Here is a 17633-nt window from a genome sequence, read left to right on the forward strand (position 1 = left end):
TCACAAACGGCGGGGGATTCATATACCGATAAGACATGGCTGGCTGCTTCCCTGACACAGGGAAAGGCCCCATGTGTGGAACATAATAAGCGCCCGATACCCGCTGTTTGCGGATATCGGGCGCGTCTACGTTCCGGGGACTTTTTTTAGACCCAATCAGCCGCTGCCGGGCTGTGTACATAACGTTCCACGAAGTCGCCTACTGTGCGGATATACTCCCTTTTATCCGTATCATAGGCAAGACCATGCCCCGCTCCATGCACCACCAGCTTCTCCTTCGGACTCTTGCAGGCATCATACAGCTCATCCATCATCGCAAAAGGCACAAACTTATCCGCATCTCCATGGATAAACAGAATCGGCACCCGGGCTTTACGCACCTGATTCAGCGCTGACGCTTCACCGAAATAATAGCCGGCCTTCATCCGCGTTACCAGGCTGGCTATCTGCACAAAGGGAAAGCCCGGCAGATGATACATCCGCCACAGCTGGTAAGTCAGCTGCGCTTTGACTGAGGTGTAGCCGCAATCAGCGACAACGGCTTTGACCTGCGGAGGAAGCTGTTCACCGGCGGTCATTAACACTGTCGATCCGCCCATAGATACGCCATGCAGCACAATTTGCGCCTCCGGCCCGGTCTCCTGCAGAATAAATCCGATCCACTGCAGATAATCACGGCGCTCCGGCCAACCGAAGCCAATATAGTCCCCTTCGCTCTTCCCGTGACCTCTGGCGTCGGGCAGCAGTACATTATATCCCAGGTTGTCATAATAGTTTTTGGCGGTTGCCCCCATGTCCTTAGCCTTGCCGGAATAACCGTGGGCGATAATTACGGTACGGCCCGCAGCACGCTCTGAAGCCAGATAGTAGCCTTGCAGCTTCAGTCCATCTTCCGAGACCAGCTCCACTTCCCGGAAGTTCTGCCGTGCCACCCATTCCGCCCCTTCCCCCCACGAAGCTCCGGCTACCGGCGGGTCCACCTTCAGATCTGGCGTCTTGCCCAGGAATTCCTTGGGCGCCCGCTTAATAGCCACTCCATAAAAGTAAAATCCGGCATAAGCCAAAATCCCCGTGATTACAACCAGCACTATTAGCAGGTATATACCCCACATAACGTTCACCCTTTCAGTAAGCAACCATTCCTTTGAGGAAATGTGTATTCTTGCTTTTGAATTCTCCCCCACTTAGCTAACGCTTGAAGTGGCGGATTCTTGCGAACAGAAGAGTACCCTCTTCTTATGGAGCAAGCGATCCCTGCGTTCCCGCAGTTTTACATTTTTGACGCAAGTGAAATGTTGAATTCTATCGTTTGGTTAGGTGGCGGTTAAACCGCTACTTGTTCAATATTGTGAGCGGCGTTTTCGTCACGGTCATGGATCGTCCCGCAGGCCGTACATGTCCATTCCCGAACGGACAGGTTCTTCACCTCGGGGTGGATCGTGCCACACACATGGCAACGCTGACTGGTCGGCTCAAACGTGTCGGCGATCCGAAGATTTCGTCCATACCATTTCGCTTTATACGTCAGCTGTCGCACCCACTCGCCCCAAGACGCATCAGCAATGATTTTGAAAGCTTGGGGTTCTGAATCATATTCGCCACACGCAGATGTTCGATACTAATCGTTTGGTTTTCACGAATCAGTCTCGTGGTCAGCTTGTGGAGGAAGTCATTTCGTTTATTGGCAATGCGTTCGTGAATACGAGCGATATGCTGCCTTGCTTTCTTCCAGTTGGAGCCGCCCGGAGTACGCCCAGCCATCCGCCGCTGCCAAAGCGCCAGCTTGTTCTCGTATTGACGGTAAAAGCGAGGATTGGCGATATGTTCCCCGTTTGAGCATACTGCATATTCTTTCAAGCCTAAGTCGATGCCAATAGGTGTATCCACTTGGGGCAGAGGGTTCTTTTGAACTTCGCAAACGAGCGAAACGAAAAATTTCCCGCTGGCGTTTTTACGAACGGTAGCGGACAATATCCGGCCTTCCAGCTTCCGGGAGTTTGCAAAACGTATCCAGCCGAGTTTTGGGAGCTTCAAGCGACTGCCCTCCATGGCGATATTCCCGTTGGTGAATTTGGTCGTGTAACTTTGAATCGGATGCTTTCGGCTCTTGAAGCGTGGCGCTTGATTTTGCTTCTTGAAAAAACGATCAAAGCTATCCGCCACATGACGAGCAGCCGACTGCAAAGCGATGCTATCGACTTCTTTCAGCCAGTCGTATTGTGCTTTTAAACCGGGGAGTTGTGTTGCACAAGCATCATAAGACAAGCCTTTTCCCGTTTCCGCATAACTTTGATTCCAAGCTCCCAAGAAGTAATTGAACACAAAACGGCAGCAGCCAAACATTCGACGAATGAGTTGCCGTTGCTCTGTATTGGGGTAGATCCGATATTTATAGGCTTGATGAACCAGGGGTTTCGAAGAAACCTCCTGCGCAGACACGAGCATGTGCAACACCTCCTTTTAGTGATCTCATCCATATTATAGCACATATGTTCGTCTTGAAATCGAAAACTGCTGATTCATCCCCACCCTATCGAGGGTGGAGTATTCTCAGCTTTTTTAGATAAATAATTTGAGCATAGTATAGCATGGTATCCGTCCAACTAAAAACACTGCCGTCAGTCTGCGCTGCCTGGTGTGTGTAAGTAGTGAGCTACGAATTGAATGCGCTCCCCGTATACAAAAAGACTGCTTCCCGGAGAATCTCTCCGGCAGCAGCCCTCATCCAAACACAGCGGCTTAATCATAATCATTTGCGCTTGTTCACTCTGGCAGTTCTTCTAAGAAGCAGGCCCAGACCGGCAAGAACAACACCCGTAATATAGTACGGCGCAGGACTTGATTCACCCGTCTGCGGCAGGGTTTGCTCTGCAGTCACACTGCCCAGAGGAATCTCGTCATCGATAATGATTTCTTCAGGTGCCGGTCCTGCTACAGGTGAAGGTCCAGGTGCAGGAACCTCCACAACTGGCTGTAGCGCTGTTGTTGTCAGCACCGTCACAACCGGTGATGCTGCCGGCCCGAGAGGAACCGGGTCATCAATAATAGTCGTGTCAGTATCAGTCACAATAGTCCCAATCACTGTCGGAGCGGTTGATGTCGGAAATACGAAGCTTGGGACAAAGACGCTCGTGCTGGTTGCTGTCGGTGCTGTTGTCGGTACAGCGGTCGGCACTGTTGTTGGTGCCGCTGCCGGTGTTGCCGTTGGCACTGTTGTCGGCGTTGCCGTTGGTGCCGCTGTCGGTGTTGCCGTTGGTGCCGCTGTCGGCGTTGCCGTTGGCGCTGTTGTTGGCGTTGCCGTTGGTGTCGGCGTTGGCGCTGTTGTCGGCGTTGCCGTTGGTGCCACTGTCGGTGTTGCCGTTGGTGCCGCTGTCGGTGTTGCTGTTGGCGTCGCTGCCGGTGTTGCCGTTGGCGTCGCTGCCGGTGTTGCTGTTGGCGTCGGCGTCGCTGCCGGTGTTGCCGTTGGCGTCGCTGCCGGTGTTGCCGTTGGCGTTGGCGTCGCTGCTGGCGTTGCCGTTGGCGTCGGCGTCGCTGCCGGTGTTGCCGTTGCCGTTGGTGCCACTGTCGGTGTTGCCGTTGGTGCCGCTGTCGGTGTTGGCGTCGCTGCCGGTGTTGCCGTTGGCGTTGGTGTTGGCGTCGCTGCCGGTGTTGCCGTTGGCGTTGGCGTTGCTGTTGGCGTCGGCGTCGCTGCTGGCGTTGCCGTCGGCGTCGGCGTCGCTGCTGGCGTTGCCGTCGGCGTCGGCGTCGCTGCCGGTGTCGGCGTCGCTGCCGGTGTTGGCGTCGGCGTCGCTGCTGGCGTCGGCGTCGCTGCCGGTGTTGCCGTCGGTGTCGCTGCTGGTGTTGCTGTTGGCGTCGGCGTCGTTGCCGGTGGCGTCGGCGTTGCCGTTGGCGGATCTTGGCCTTTATAAGGTATATGGTGGGATTCTCCCGATCCTGAGAGCGAAGCTCCGATCAGATTCCCGTTGATTTGACCATTATTAAATTGAATAGAGGCATATGGAGCCAGCACAGATCCCAGAACTCCGATACCTTCGATTTGAAGACTGGTCGCTTGACTGAAGTTATATAACACTTTACTGTTCATAGCGTTATCCTTATTTCCGTTACCATTAATTCCAGTCCCCATATTCTTCATAGTTACTGAAGTACCGGAGATATTAACTATAGCTGTTGAGCCATCGGGAATCTTAATTCTCAACTCATTTGCACTAGACAGCTTGCTGCCGTCTACAGTAAATATGTTAACATCCGAATTTGTACCTTCCAAAAAGAAATTACCGGAGTTGGCAGTGGTAACCCCATTAACAGGCAGAGAAGCAAGCTGCTGAGATTTCTCACGGAGCAAACTGAACTCGGCTGCAAAGTCCACAACATTTACTTGTTGTTGTAAGCTTCCTGTTCCCCGCGCGGGCCGCCGCTGCCGCTATAACTCCCCCCGTAGACTACATCACCCACGGTTTCTCCCTGGGAATAATACAGATTACCACCGGCGATGAGAGAGTAGGCTTCCTTCGTTTCCTCACTAGTAAGACTATGTCCCACAGAATAATTAACATTTAAATTCACGTTTCCGCCGGCAGCTAATCTACCTTCAATATCACTATGTTTAACATCAACATCTCCCAAGATGAACACATTATACTTGGATGCATTGCCCGGCAAAGAGTTGCCCTCGGCTTTAACTGAGGTGCTCCCCAGTGAAATAATTCCGCCGCTTCCTACAATCAGAACTGCTATAAGTCCGAACACCGTAAGACGTTTGAATTTTTTTAATTGGAACATACAGCTCACCTCACAGTTAATATAGATATAGGCCACATTTATATAACAAAAAAGACCGCCGGAAAGAGGATTGCTCTCTTTACGGCAGTCGGACGATCATTGCGCTCCATCGCGCTTTAGACTCCTGGACTTTGCGTCCCGTCCTTTCGAACGGTTTGCGTTTATACGTCAGTGGAAGATTAGGTTGTGAAATTATGTACTAAATCAAACTTTTATACTAATGTCTATGACATTCGTTACTTTGGAACTATTTTTAGTTTATCCGCTATCAAGGCTGATTGTCAATGAAATCCTTTGAAACATCTGGTAATAGATTATATCTGCTAATTCATTCCAAAGCACTGTTACAAAAGGTTTTTTTAAAGAATCTATAGCTTTTTCACCTAAATACCGATCCTCTCATCGCCCTCGATGGCACCTACAAGAATATTTTGGAACCATGTATAAAGAACTAATTTTAATATTGCAAATTTTAATATAAACATGAGGGCCCATGATCTTAAAGACGCACCTCTTTCTCCTTAGCACATTTTCTTTTAAGAGGAAACATAATAACAAATGTATATCCCATATGAAAAAGGCTGCTTTCAGGAGAACGTCTTCTCCCAAAGCAGCCTTTTCCCGATTTAGCGGTGATATCGCCAGCCTTTCGGAAAGGATCTTACGGATTGCATTTATTTACGTTTATCTGTTCTGGATCTTCTGCCGAGGAATATTCCCAATCCTGCAAGGGCTAGACCGACTAAGTAATAAGGAGCCGGACTGGACTCACCAGTCTTCGGGAGCGCGGCATCCGCAGGTACATTGCCTAACGGAATCTCTTCATCAATGATTGTCACAATCGGCGTTGAACTTGGTGTTGCGCTTGGGCTTGGCGTTAGGGTTGGACTTGGTGTCACCACTAACGGCCGAGGTGTTGCTGTTGCCACAGGGCCCAAAGGCAGCGGATCATCAATGATTATGGTATCCGGATTTACAATATAGCCGATTATTGGAGTCGGCGTTGGCACTACATTAATAAAGACGGGCGGTGCAGACGATGGCACTGGTGTCGGTGGTAATGTCGGTGCTGGTGTTGCCGTTGGTGTCGGTGTCGGTGTCGGTGTCGGTGTCGGTGTTGGCTCTGCCGTTGGCGTTGGTGTCGGTGTTGGCTCTACTGTTGGTGTTGGTGTTGGTGTTGGTGTTGGTGTCGGTGTTGGCTCTGCCGTTGGTGTCGGTGTCGGTGCTGGTGTTGGCGTTGGTGTTGGCTCTACTGTTGGTGTTGGTGTTGGCTCTGCCGTTGGTGTCGGTGTCGGTGCTGCCGTTGGCGTTGGTGTTGGCTCTGCCGTTGGCGTTGGTGTTGGTGCTGCCGTTGGTGTCGGTGTTGGATCTGCCGTTGGCGTCGGTGTCGGTGCTACTGTCGGTGTTGATGTTGGATCTGCTGTTGGTGTTGGTGTCGGTGCTGCCGTTGGCGTTGGTGTCGGCTCTACCGTTGGTGTCGGTGTCGGTGCTGGTGTTGGCGTTGGTGTTGGCTCTACTGTTGGTGTTGGTGTTGGCTCTGCCGTTGGTGTCGGTGTCGGTGCTGCCGTTGGCGTTGGTGTTGGTGTTGGCTCTGCCGTTGGCGTTGGTGTTGGTGCTGCCGTTGGTGTCGGTGTTGGATCTGCCGTTGGCGTCGGTGTCGGTGCTACTGTCGGTGTTGATGTTGGATCTGCTGTTGGTGTTGGTGTCGGTGCTGCCGTTGGCGTTGGTGTCGGCTCTACCGTTGGTGTTGGTACTGCTGTCGGTGTTGGTGTTGGATCTGCTGTTGGTGTTGGTGTCGGCTCTGGCGTTGGTGTCGGTGCTGCTGTTGGTGTCGGTGTTGGATCTGCCGTTGGCGTCGGTGTCGGTGCTACTGTTGGTGTTGGTGTCGGCTCTGGCGTTGGTGTCGGTGCTGCTGTTGGTGTCGGTGTTGGATCTGCCGTTGGCGTCGGTGTCGGTGCTACTGTTGGCGTTGGTGTTGGCTTTACCGTTGGTGTTGGTGCTACTGTTGGCGTCGGTGTCGGTGTTGCCGTTGGCGTTGGTGTTGGTGCTGCCGTTGGCGTTGGCGTTGGTGTTGGTGCCGCTGTTGGCGTTGGTGTCGGTGCAGCCGTTGGCGTTGGTGTCGGTGCTGCCGTTGGCGTTGGTGTTGGCTCTGCCGTTGGTGTTGGTGTCGGTGCTACCGTTGGCGTTGGCGTTGGTGCTACCGTTGGCGTTGGCGTTGGTGCTGCTGTTGGTGTCGGTGTTGGTGCCGCCGTCGGCGTTGGTGTTGGTGCTACCGTTGGTGTTGGTGTCGGTGTTGGTGCCGCCGTCGGCGTTGGTGTTGGTGCTACCGTTGGTGTTGGTGTCGGTGCTACCGTTGGCGTTGGCGTTGGTGCTGCTGTTGGTGTCGGTGTTGGATCTGCCGTTGGCGTCGGTGTTGGCGCTGCTGTCGGTGTTGGTGTTGGTGTCGGTGCTGCTGTTGGTGTTGGTGTTGGATCTGCCGTTGGTGTTGGTGTTGGCTCTGGCGTTGGTGTCGGTGTCGGTGCCGCTGTTGGCGTTGGTGTCGGTGCAGCCGTCGGCGTTGGTGTTGGTGCCGCTGTTGGCGTTGGTGTCGGTGCTGCCGTTGGCGTTGGTGTTGGTGCCGCTGTTGGCGTTGGTGTCGGTGCTGCCGTTGGCGTTGGTGTCGGTGCTGCCGTTGGCGTTGGTGTCGGCGCTGCCGTCGGCGTTGGTGTTGGTGCCGCTGTTGGCGTTGGTGCTGCTGTTGGTGTCGGTGTCGGTGCTGCCGTTGGCGTTGGTGTCGGCGTTGGTGTTGGTGCTGCCGTTGGCGTTGGTGTTGGTGCCGCCGTTGGCGTTGGTGTTGGTGCCGCCGTCGGTGTCGGTGTCGGCGCTGCCGTTGGCGTTGGTGTTGGCGTCGGTGTCGGTGTTGGCTCTACCGTCGGTGTTGGTGTTGGTGCTGCCGTCGGTGTTGGTGTCGGTGTTGGTGCAGCAGTTGGCGTTGGTGTCGGTACCGCTGTTGGCGTTGGTGTCGGTGCCGCCGTTGGCGTTGGTGTTGGTTTCACTGTCGGTGTTGGCTTCACTGTCGGTGTTGGTTTCACTGTCGGTGTCGGCTTCACTGTCGGTGTTGGTTTCACTGTCGGCGTCGGCTTCACTGTCGGCGTTGGTTTCACTGTTGGTGTCGGTTTCACTGTCGGTGTTGGCTTCACTGTCGGTGTTGGCTTCACTGTCGGTGTCGGCTTCACTGTCGGTGTTGGCGTCGGAGTGCACTTAGGTGTCGGCGTCGGCTTCACTGTCGGCGTTGGCTTTACCGTTGGTGTCGGCGTCGGCTTCACTGTCGGCGTTGGCTTTACCGTTGGTGTCGGCGTCGGCTTCACTGTCGGCGTCGGCTTTACCGTTGGTGTCGGCGTCGGCTTCACTGTCGGCGTCGGCTTTACCGTTGGTGTTGGTGTCGGCTTCACTGTCGGTGTTGGCGTCGGAGTGCACTTAGGTGTTGGCGTTGGTTTTACCGTGGGTGTCGGTTTCACCGTTGCTGTCGGTGTTGGTGTCGGTGTTGGAGTTGGTTTCACCGTCGCCGTCGCCGTCGGCGTTGGCGTTGCGGTCGGTTTCACTGTTGGTGTCGGGCTTGGTGTTGCGGTTGGTGTTGGCGATGGGCTGGGTGTTGGTGTTGCGGTCGGTGTCGGACTTGGCGGCGGTCCATCTCCCTCGTATGTTCCAAGGTGCATTTCTACTCCGCCGCTAAAAGACTTGGCAATTAGCGTTCCGTAAAGCTCTGCACCGGAATAATTGACATCCGCCTTAGGCGCCAGTATCGTTCCCAAAAAGGTCGTATACGCAATATTCACCTTGGTCGCTTCGTAGAAATTGAACAACACTTGACTTGCTCTACCGTTATTCATTGCGAAACTTGGTACATTGACCGTAGCTCCACTTATGTTAATAATTAACGTGGCATTCTGGGCAATGTTGAATTGAATATTGTTTGTATTCGCCAGCGTTGCCGCATCCAGATGAACTACGTTGAAAAGATCCGGCGCACTTATTGTAAGTGTTCCATAATTATTACCAATTTCTTTCGTAGCGGACAATGCCCCGTATGCTGCAGAACGCGAGATCAGATACTGCTTCTCAGCCGGGAAATCAATCGGGCTTCCCTGCTTCTTCGCGCCTATAATGTTCACACTAGGCTCATTGGCTTCAAAGGTGTCCCCATACACAACGTTTCCGTAGATTTCTCCGCTGCCCGAATGTTTAAACTTCTTGCCGGCAACGAGTACGTCGGTGGCTGAAGAATTCCTGTAGGCCCTGGCTACCCCGTAACCTCCAGAGAGAGTAATATTCCCCCCCGCTGCAAGACGGCCTTCAATTTGATCATTGCCTTGCGTGAAATCGTCAAAGATAAAAGCATTAAAATTCCCGGCAATCCCCAAGACCGGCGTTGGATTGTAAGGCACACCAGATGTTGCCCTTACCTCCGTCCCCCAAGTGAAGGCGCTACTTACGGTCAGTACGCCCGCCAGAATAAAGGCGGCCGCTTTTCGCATTTTTCTTCTCAATAATCTACACCTCCTATTCAACTATTCTATGAAATCGCCGCAAAACTATAACAAAAAAAAGACCGCCACGAAGGGTTAGCTTCACGGCGGCCGGACGACCATAGCCCGGACTTAAGGGGCATCAGATTCCTGACTTTGCGTCCCGCTCTTTCGAAACGGTTTGCGTTTGTACATGATTGATATGAAATTGGAAAAGCTTATGTAATACCCAACTGAAACCTGTGATATTTGTTACTTTAGAACTAACTTCAGTTTAGATGCCGACTGGCATATTGTCAATATATTTCCAATTGATTTCACAGCTATTTTTTTGATGAAAAAAGATTGAAAAAACCCTTTATTTATAAGGATTTATAGAAGTTGAGAATATAACCTCCTGACGAAAAAGGTCGATAATTCCGCTAATTCGCCGCAGTATTTTTCCCTTTTCACAGAGCTATTTCTTACAATTTTAAATATTAAAATTTAGTATTTTAGTCCTATTCCTTCTCCCTTCCCCCAACTCATCTCCGCTAAAGCAACCTCACCATGGTAAACGCGAAGAAACGGGCGCCATCCCCTTTAAGGATACCGCCCGTTTTCCGTTCATACCGGAGAGCTCTTTTATAGTAAAGGCCCTATGATATTCATATATTTTCACAAAAACTGGCGCCTAAGCAAACCCTGGCAGCAGTCTTTAATCGACATTTCTAGGGAGTTTGCGTAGAGGGCTGAAAATCTGCACACGCAGGAATCCATTTTTAGAGCAGCTGAATCCAGCCAATCATTGACACCCAGAGCGGAACGCTAAGGAATAACCCGAATAATAAACCGCGGCGGAGATTTCCTTCATGACTCATTGCCATTCTCCTTTTAAACTGATTTATTTTTAATCTTTATTATTTCAATTTTAATATAAAATAATTTTTCCTATTTTATTGTGAATTATGTCACATTAATAGCCTTCTTTTTTAAATACCATTGATTTTTTTTGAACTTCGGGTTAAATTACGAATATATGTTCTCATTAGAGGGGGTGAGATTGATGCACAGAGCAGAGAGCCAGGACAATATGCTGGTGAAATCGTATATCTTGCTGCCGCTCATTTTATCCGCCTTTGAACGCGATGCTTCCATCCTATCTGCAGAGCTGCGTACACCCGCTCCTTACCTGGAGGTTGTCCGGACAGCGGCGGGTGCAGCCATAGCCGATCTGCGGAATGTCCGCACCGAGATGAGAGCCCGTGGTCTGAAGGTCTATGCACAGCAGCAGCTGGAAGTTGGCATTGAAGCCAAATTTGTCTGCAGGGGTTATCATGAACGGATGCTGCTGCTGGATGATGTCATTACCGCCCAGTCTACTATCCGCATGCGCAGATATCTGGGTCTTGGCACTCCGGATTCAACCGCCTTGAGATGAACAGCATTCTGGCGATGTTAATTCTCAGCGTTTCTCCCCTCATAAAAAAGAGGCCCGCCATGATCGGCAAGACCTCAGGGTACCATATTACACCGGGGGATGTTTGGTAACCCCAATATACATCCCTTACCTGAAAATAAGCTGATACCCAGATAAAGATTACATTAAAATCGTCCAATACCCAAGCGTGCCGCAGATAACCACAGCCGCTACGGGATACAGGATCTTCCGGCTTACCTGATCCTTAAACACAATAAACAAACAAAGCATACAAAGCCATGCGATAAGAAGGCTGCCCATCTCTTATGCATACGCTCCTTCCCGGCAATTCTGCCCTGGCTCCTGCAGCATACCGCCGCAGAGTCCGCTTTCCATATATATAAGAAGATTACCCGCTGATTATCCCTATCATACCCGCTGACAGCTGATCTGCATTAAATTTTTATTTATTTGGCCACAAACGGATTCACCATTCCTCCTCAAGAACGGGATATTCCCAGAAACCTAAGCGCCCCTTGGCAGGTATAGGATGAGCCAGCGCAACTACCCCCTCCAGCTTCCAGGCGTACCGGCCTTCTGCATAATCGCCGAACACATATTCATTCCCGCCCGGCCAGCTCTGCTGCGCCTGCTGAGGCGTAACCCCACAGCAACCGGCCAGCCGGCTGGTCGCAAGGATTACTCCGGAGGGCAGATTATCCGCGGTGTAGCCGTGCCGGGCAAGCACTGATTGATACGGCTCCGTCTTGCATATGGCCTTATATACCTGCATACCGGCATGGATGGCTAAATCCCCCCGGTAAGACGTCGGCCAGGAACGGGTCTCGATCTGTTTTTCACCCAGCGCAATTAAGGTGGCCCAAGGCTGGCGAATCGTCAGACACTTCATACAAGGCTTGCCTCCATTCCAGAAAACACATAATGTCCAGTTTACACTCAGCTTCCCAGTTGTTCAAAAACTGTATGAGCAGCTTCATCGACCGGTAAGTAGGCCTCAATTCTTGGATATAGATGATGGCCCGCGGAAATATGAATTTGCTTGTACCGGATAGGAACCAACTTATCTGAGGCACCCATTCTGGCTAAGATCATTTTGTGCTGACCAGGCTCGGTACCTGTGTTATCAGGCCGCTTATTCCAGTACTTATTGAAATCACTGTATTGCCGGAGTCTTTCGAGGCTATGCGTATACCATGGCTCCTGTCTGGAGCCGGTGTGTATTTTTTGATAAGCATGTATACCCTCCACTGCATGAGATTCCCATAATTCAAAGGATGCGGCATTGAAGGTCGAGCGGGAGCGCACAGGATAATCCGCATTGAAGTGAAGATCTGCCATATTCAAGTCTTTATAGAAAGCTTGATGTGCAGGCAACTCAAATAACCGGCTAAACCGTTCATTCACCGCCTTGATATTTAACATGTGGTTCACAATCATTGCCGGCAGCGGCAGGCTGCTCAGGATCTGCCTCACTTCTTCCAGCGCCTGCTCCATAGCTGCTCCTTCAAGAGCCGGATAGACCGGGAGATAACCGGCAGCCAGCAGCAGAGCATTCCGTTCAACGGCTGTACACTCCAGATATTCAGCAATACAGATAATCATCCGGCGATCCGGCACGCGGTGTGAGCGTCCCATTAATAGGTTTTTATACGTAGGGCAAGCCATATCGTTAAGCTCCTGCTGAGTAAACCGTTTCAACAACGGATGGGGTTGATTAGCATAATCCAGTTGACGTGTTACGCGAAGATTCTCAATTTCAGCGATTACCCCCTTCAACGTCTCATCCTGAACGTCCCTATCCTTACGTATAGTCATCAGGCTCACCGCCTTTACCATATTGAGGTGTAGTTCTACTCTTGGTACAAGCCAATTCCTACAGTATACTCCACTATGAAAACAGGGCGCAATTTCCATTACGCTTCTAATTATATTTATGGAGGAGATCCTATGAATCGTGCAATTGTTACAGACTCACCGGCTCATGGATATTTGACCGTCAAGGAAGTCGCCGCACCGGAGGCCCAGCCCGGGGAGGCAATCGTTAGAGTGCATGCTTTCTCCCTTAACCGGGGTGAAGTTGTTGATGCAAGGAAGGAGGCTGAGGGATTCCGGCCGGGCTGGGATTTTGCCGGAACTGTTGTCCAGCAAGCCCGGAATGGCACCGGACCCAGAGAAGGAAGCCGTGTCACCGGGCTTCTCCCGATGGGGGCATGGGCAGAGCGGGTGGCTGCACCCGCTTCGTTCCTGGCAGAGATACCGGATAACATAACCTTCGCCCAAGCCGCCACTTTGCCTGTAGCAGGCCTGTCCGCACTTTACACCCTTAGAAAGGGCGGAATGCTGCTCGGCAAGAAAATATTGATCACCGGCTCCACTGGAGGCGTGGGAATCATGGCTCATCAGTTAGCCGCACAGTCCGGGGCATTTACAGTAGGTGTAGCAAGAACAAAGGAAAAAGCCCAGGTTGCCCGGGAAGCCGGCGCTAATGAGGTTGTGGTTGGAGAAGCTGCGATATCTCAGGCAATTCCTTACGGGCCTTATCATCTAATCGTGGATTCGGTGGGCGGTGATACACTGGCTGCTTTGATGCCTCAGCTGGAACCGGGAGGGACCCTAGTCTCGATGGGACATTCAACCTCTCCTTATTCCACACTTGATATCAGAGGCTTAGGCGGCAGAACCTTGTACAGCTTCTTTCTTGGAGAAGAAGTTAGCCGTTACTCCGTAGCCGACGACCTCAAACTGCTGGCCGGCCTACTCTCTGCAGGCCAATTAACACCCCTCATTGAAGTGGAAGCGTCATGGGAGAAGATAGCGGAGGTATCCGAGGCGCTGCTGGAACGCAGATATTCCGGTAAGGCCGTGCTGTTGACCGAATAATTCTGATATAAAAAGCGCCTGTAAAGCACGCACGACAGATATGGCAGACCCGTTTCACCACAAAAGAGGTTAAATTGGTCATAATGTTCTCAATCTCTTAAATGGAGGATTAGGCAACAATCTCAATGAATCAGGCTACCCCCCATTGTATTGAAGGAGGATAATAAACATGCAGAACTAAATAAAGAAAGAAAGGATGAATATAATGGAAGATAGCATTAACCCCTTCCATCCTTATATTGGAATGTGGGTAACCGCAGATGGTTATATAAGGCATGAATTGCTGCCTAACGGCCGCTATGCTGAAGCACGCGGAAGCAGAAAAAGCGCTTATCAAGGAAGTTATTCTATTACAGGTGATCATATTGAATATGTAGATGATACCGGCTTCACCGCCGATGGTGATTTTCGCGATTCGGTGCTCTATCACGGAGGCATGGTCTTGTATCGGGAGTAAACCAAGTTTCCACATAACAGGAATAACAAAAACACCGCATTCTCAGGAGAATTGGCGGTGTTTTTGTGTGATGCAACTATATCGTTTCCCGGAACCGATGTACATCCCGAATAGGCGGCTGGCCGAACAAGCGGGCATACTCACGATTGAACTGCGTGGCGCTCTCATAGCCAACCTGATAAGCGACACTTGTCGCATCGCTCGTTGTCGCCAGGAGAATTTTCCGAGCTTCTGTCAGCCGCAGGCGTTTCTGATACTGGAGGGGGGTCATTGCCGTCACTTCTTTGAAACAGGCAAAAAAAGATGATTTGCTCATTCCGGCTGCTTGCGCGAGCTTCTCCACCCGCATGGGTTCCGCATAGTGGAGATTCATCCCTTCAATCACGTGGGCAATTTGATGGGCACGGCTGCCCAAGAGAGCGAACTGCCGTATAGAGTCCCCTTGCTCAGTCTGCAGCATACGGTAAAGAATCTCGCGCACTGCATAAGGAGCCAGCACCGGTAGATCATCCGGCGTATCCAGCAAACGGATTAGATGCATGACAGCCTCATGAAGCGGATCGCTCATCCGGCTGATAACCAAAGCGCGGGGAGGTTCTTGTCCTGTGTTTTCTGTGACATTGGATTGTTGAATCACATCCAAAATCTGATCCATATCAAACTGTAGCTGAAGGGACAAGTACGGGGTCTCTGGAGAGGCTTCAATGACTTGTCCGGTAATTGGCAGGTGCACGGAAGCGGCCAGATAGCTTCCGTGATTATAACAATAGCTTTCCAGCCCCAGCATTACCCGCTTGGCACCTTGAGCAATCACACACAGGGATGGCTTGTATACCGCAGGCACTGGCGCGGATATGTCGGAAGAACGAATTAAAGAAAGAGCAGGATAGGCGGTAACGATGGTCCCATCTTGTACGGCAATACGTTCGATTCGTTCGGTCAATTCAGTCAAGCGTATTCCTCCATTCTGCGACTATTACAATTTACTTTATTGCATTTTGGAGGATTAGGCAATCTCTTCACAGTATCCGGCTACCGCAAGCTTTGAAGTCGGCAGCATAATGAACATGTAACACCTAAGCGTATTTCATTCATAAAAGGAGCGGTGTGGCATGTCGACATTAAAAGATAAAGTAGTGCTTATTACCGGTGCCAGTAGCGGCATTGGAGAAGCGACCGCCAAATGGCTCGCTAAGCGTGGAGCACAGGTGGTGCTCGGTGCAAGACGGACGGACAGGCTAGAAAAGCTGGCGGAGGAGATCAGAAACGCGGGCGGGATTGCTGAATACCATTCCCTCGACGTAACGGATTTTGAGCAAATGAAATCAATCGTCCAATTTACAGTTCATCAATTCGGACGCCTTGATGCCCTTGTAAATAACGCAGGTGTGATGCCGTTATCGCCACTTGATGCATTAAAGATCGAAGAGTGGAACCGTATGATTGATGTCAATATTCGCGGTGTGCTGCACGGTATCGGAGCTGCTATTCCCGTAATGAAGGAACAGAATTCCGGCCATATCATCAATGTTGCCTCCGTTGGCGCCTATACTGTCTTTCCGAAATCATCGGTTTATTGTGCCACCAAGTTCGCGGTCCGGGCGATTACAGAGGGCCTGCGTCAGGAGTTGGGAGCAACAATCCGTACGACGGTTATTTCTCCAGGCGTAACCGAATCCGAACTGGCTGATACCATCACTGATGAGTCAGCCCTCGAGATGATGAAATCCTTCCGGGCCAATGCTTTGCCCTCTTCCGGTATTGCCCGCGCCATTGCCTATGCCCTTGAGCAGCCTGCGGAAGTGGATGTAAATGAATTGATCGTGCGCCCAATGGGGCATCCGGCTTAAACCGCTAAGCAGATTAGGAAATAAGACTTGACGGCTACCAAAAGTGAATTCCGTTACTTCACTCGAATATGGTAGAAGAATGGTAGAGGTTTATGGTGGTACAGAAAAAAGCGCGGCCTCCGAAATCCCCGGAGGCCGCGCTGCATATGAATTCAAAAGATGCTGGTGAAGGGAATTGAACCCCCGGCCTACGCATTACGAGTGCGTTGCTCTACCCCTGAGCTACACCAGCTTAAAGGATAGTCTGCCTGCCAAACAAAAAATATTATAACTCTTTCAGCAGAAAACGCAACCCTTTTTGATCATTCGCGCTGCCTAGTCCTGCATTAGCCCCAGCCCGCGGAAATATTCCAGTGCCTCCTTAGCACTTTCCAACGAGGACACGGCATAAGCCTCTTGCTCTACTATATAGTACAGAATCCCGCTCTCCTCTGCCTTGTCGAAGACGCTCCGGAAATCAACCTGCCCTTTCCCGAGGTCAGTCTCTTCATTATTTGCCCCGAAATCCTTAATGTGAACCAGCGGAACACGGCCGGCATAACGGGCGACATAGTCAATAGGACGTGCTCCGCCCCTGTGTACCCAGCCCAGATCGAACTCTGCAAACATATGCTCCGCAGGAATCTGTTCCAGCCATATATCGATGACTGCTTTGCCGTCTACCTCCGCAAATTCATAATCATGGTTGTGATACCCGTACTGCAGGCCTGCTGCACGGACCATCGCGGAGGCCTTCTCCAGGAAGGGAATCACCGCCGTCACATCCTCCATTGAGGGGTTCTGCGGAAGCGGTGCCGAAGGGGTGATCATATATTGTAATCCAAGTTCCTTCGCATATTCAATTTCTTTGGCTAACGCCCGTTCCATGTTATCCAGACTGCTGAAATCCAGGCCCACATGCGCCGAAGGCGCAGCAAGACCCAACCGGTCCAATGTACGGCGCAGTTCTCCTGCAGACACGCCGAAATAACCGGCGAATTCTACCGCCTGATATCCCATCTCCGCAACTTTGCCCAGTGTACCCAGGAAATCGCGCTCCGTCTGGTCACGCAGTGTGTACATTTGAATCCCGATCTGCTGTGAGGCTTTTGCCATGAAAGATCCGCTCCTTATAGGTTGAATCTGATTACAACTACAGGTACTCTTTACTCTCCTTGCAGCTTGCGTTCCACGGATTCCAGCTTGCTGCGGCTCGTAGAAGGCTTGTCACGACGGTCATCAATCTTAAGCGAGGTGGAAACCCGCTGTGCTCCTGACGTAAACGGCGACTCATGCAGCGCTTCTACCGCAGCAAGAATCCGTGCAACCGGTCCTTCAATAATAGTCCCCATCGAAGTAAGCTCATAGGTAATCCCCTCCACGGTCTGCAGCACACGCTGCATATCGGCCACATAGCTGCTGAGACTGGTACTGCCAGTGCCAATCGGAATAACGGTCACTTCGCCAATCGCCATTATGAAATCCCTCCTGCAAGTTTGATGAGTCTGCTCTGTCCTTACTCCTTAATTGTAACCCTTCAGCGCCGCTCCCACAAATACCCATAGCCCCCCCCTCTTTATTACTATCTCCCTAGTAAAACTACTAGGATTAGACGCACTCTATTTATGGAGTCTTTGTGGCATCTTTTGGGACAATTTATGACTCATTTAAGGCCATATCCACAGGAAAGTTGTGGATTACCTGTGGACTAACTGTGGATCATCTGTGAGTAAACCTGCGGAACCCGCTCCCCGCGCGGA

General features: G+C 51.3%; 13 protein-coding genes, 1 tRNA gene, 1 pseudogene and 2 riboswitches. Of the genes and pseudogenes, 4 read left to right on the forward strand and 11 right to left on the reverse strand.

Going from position 1 to position 17633, the window contains the following annotated elements:
* Positions 1-146 precede the first annotated feature (146 nt).
* From NSU14_RS29415 to NSU14_RS29435, 5 genes and pseudogenes are all read right to left on the reverse strand, one after another.
* The gene (locus NSU14_RS29415; protein WP_445670070.1) at positions 147-1112 is read right to left on the reverse strand and encodes an alpha/beta hydrolase; all 966 of its coding nucleotides are present in this window, start codon (positions 1110-1112) and stop codon (positions 147-149) included.
* A gap of 212 nt (positions 1113-1324) precedes the next feature.
* Positions 1325-2445 (reverse strand): annotated as a pseudogene (gene tnpB, locus NSU14_RS29420) (IS200/IS605 family element RNA-guided endonuclease TnpB).
* Positions 2446-2749: 304 nt separating this feature from the next.
* Complete coding sequence (locus tag NSU14_RS29425; RefSeq protein WP_340948166.1) at positions 2750-4369, reverse strand: choice-of-anchor A family protein; 1620 nt, start codon at positions 4367-4369, stop codon at positions 2750-2752.
* A gap of 5 nt (positions 4370-4374) precedes the next feature.
* The gene (locus NSU14_RS29430) at positions 4375-4782 is read right to left on the reverse strand and encodes a collagen-binding domain-containing protein (protein WP_340948167.1); all 408 of its coding nucleotides are present in this window, start codon (positions 4780-4782) and stop codon (positions 4375-4377) included.
* An 80-nt stretch (positions 4783-4862) separates the two neighbouring features.
* Positions 4863-4952: riboswitch (cyclic di-GMP riboswitch) on the reverse strand.
* A 504-nt stretch (positions 4953-5456) separates the two neighbouring features.
* The gene (locus tag NSU14_RS29435) at positions 5457-9308 is read right to left on the reverse strand and encodes a choice-of-anchor A family protein (protein WP_340948169.1); all 3852 of its coding nucleotides are present in this window, start codon (positions 9306-9308) and stop codon (positions 5457-5459) included.
* An 82-nt stretch (positions 9309-9390) separates the two neighbouring features.
* Positions 9391-9483: riboswitch (cyclic di-GMP riboswitch) on the reverse strand.
* 849 nt (positions 9484-10332) lie between these two features.
* On the opposite strand from NSU14_RS29435, the gene NSU14_RS29440 reads away from it, so the two are divergent.
* Complete coding sequence (locus NSU14_RS29440) at positions 10333-10707, forward strand: hypothetical protein (RefSeq protein ID WP_042133162.1); 375 nt, start codon at positions 10333-10335, stop codon at positions 10705-10707.
* Positions 10708-11173: 466 nt separating this feature from the next.
* Here the strand turns inward: NSU14_RS29440 and NSU14_RS29445 are convergent, their stop codons facing one another.
* Complete coding sequence (locus tag NSU14_RS29445) at positions 11174-11596, reverse strand: ASCH domain-containing protein (protein WP_340948170.1); 423 nt, start codon at positions 11594-11596, stop codon at positions 11174-11176.
* Positions 11597-11643: 47 nt separating this feature from the next.
* The gene (locus NSU14_RS29450) at positions 11644-12621 is read right to left on the reverse strand and encodes an MmyB family transcriptional regulator (protein WP_340948172.1); all 978 of its coding nucleotides are present in this window, start codon (positions 12619-12621) and stop codon (positions 11644-11646) included.
* Positions 12622-12654: 33 nt separating this feature from the next.
* Here NSU14_RS29450 and NSU14_RS29455 point away from each other — a divergent pair, with 33 nt between their 5' ends.
* Together NSU14_RS29455 and NSU14_RS29460 are read left to right on the forward strand one after the other, a co-directional pair.
* Positions 12655-13587 carry a zinc-binding dehydrogenase gene (locus tag NSU14_RS29455; RefSeq protein ID WP_340948173.1) on the forward strand — a complete coding sequence of 311 codons (933 nt, stop codon included), beginning with the start codon at positions 12655-12657 and terminating at the stop codon, positions 13585-13587.
* Between the two features lie 205 nt (positions 13588-13792).
* Complete coding sequence (locus NSU14_RS29460) at positions 13793-14044, forward strand: Atu4866 domain-containing protein (protein ID WP_042133155.1); 252 nt, start codon at positions 13793-13795, stop codon at positions 14042-14044.
* 76 nt (positions 14045-14120) lie between these two features.
* On the opposite strand, the gene NSU14_RS29465 is transcribed toward NSU14_RS29460, so the two are convergent.
* Complete coding sequence (locus NSU14_RS29465) at positions 14121-14996, reverse strand: AraC family transcriptional regulator (protein WP_340948174.1); 876 nt, start codon at positions 14994-14996, stop codon at positions 14121-14123.
* A gap of 160 nt (positions 14997-15156) precedes the next feature.
* Between NSU14_RS29465 and NSU14_RS29470 the strand changes: the two genes are divergently transcribed.
* Positions 15157-15894 carry an SDR family oxidoreductase gene (locus NSU14_RS29470; protein ID WP_042133152.1) on the forward strand — a complete coding sequence of 246 codons (738 nt, stop codon included), beginning with the start codon at positions 15157-15159 and terminating at the stop codon, positions 15892-15894.
* Between the two features lie 160 nt (positions 15895-16054).
* Here NSU14_RS29470 and NSU14_RS29475 read toward each other — a convergent pair.
* From NSU14_RS29475 to NSU14_RS29485, 3 genes are all read right to left on the reverse strand, one after another.
* Positions 16055-16126 (reverse strand) — tRNA-Thr (locus NSU14_RS29475).
* 83 nt (positions 16127-16209) lie between these two features.
* Positions 16210-16989, reverse strand: coding sequence for a sugar phosphate isomerase/epimerase family protein (locus NSU14_RS29480; protein ID WP_076248833.1), 780 nt, complete (start codon positions 16987-16989; stop codon positions 16210-16212).
* A 50-nt stretch (positions 16990-17039) separates the two neighbouring features.
* Positions 17040-17348, reverse strand: a complete 309-nt coding sequence (locus tag NSU14_RS29485) for an MTH1187 family thiamine-binding protein (RefSeq protein ID WP_042133148.1) — start codon at positions 17346-17348, stop codon at positions 17040-17042.
* Between the last annotated feature and the right edge of the window lie 285 nt (positions 17349-17633).

The sequence above is a fragment of the Paenibacillus sp. FSL R10-2771 genome (assembly GCF_038000205.1).
Classification (GTDB): Bacteria; Bacillota; Bacilli; order Paenibacillales; family Paenibacillaceae; genus Paenibacillus_AQ; species Paenibacillus_AQ phytohabitans.

Coding starts and splice junctions, on each gene's coding strand:
- NSU14_RS29455 (WP_340948173.1), top strand. CDS start 12,655: ATGAATCGTGCAATTGTTACAGACTCACCGGCTCATGGATATTTGACC.
- NSU14_RS29485 (WP_042133148.1), bottom strand. CDS start 17,348: ATGGCGATTGGCGAAGTGACCGTTATTCCGATTGGCACTGGCAGTACC.
- NSU14_RS29450 (WP_340948172.1), bottom strand. CDS start 12,621: ATGGAAATTGCGCCCTGTTTTCATAGTGGAGTATACTGTAGGAATTGG.
- NSU14_RS29480 (WP_076248833.1), bottom strand. CDS start 16,989: ATGGCAAAAGCCTCACAGCAGATCGGGATTCAAATGTACACACTGCGT.
- NSU14_RS29445 (WP_340948170.1), bottom strand. CDS start 11,596: ATGAAGTGTCTGACGATTCGCCAGCCTTGGGCCACCTTAATTGCGCTG.
- NSU14_RS29460 (WP_042133155.1), top strand. CDS start 13,793: ATGGAAGATAGCATTAACCCCTTCCATCCTTATATTGGAATGTGGGTA.
- NSU14_RS29440 (WP_042133162.1), top strand. CDS start 10,333: ATGCACAGAGCAGAGAGCCAGGACAATATGCTGGTGAAATCGTATATC.
- NSU14_RS29430 (WP_340948167.1), bottom strand. CDS start 4,782: ATGTTCCAATTAAAAAAATTCAAACGTCTTACGGTGTTCGGACTTATA.
- NSU14_RS29415 (WP_445670070.1), bottom strand. CDS start 1,112: ATGTGGGGTATATACCTGCTAATAGTGCTGGTTGTAATCACGGGGATT.
- NSU14_RS29470 (WP_042133152.1), top strand. CDS start 15,157: ATGTCGACATTAAAAGATAAAGTAGTGCTTATTACCGGTGCCAGTAGC.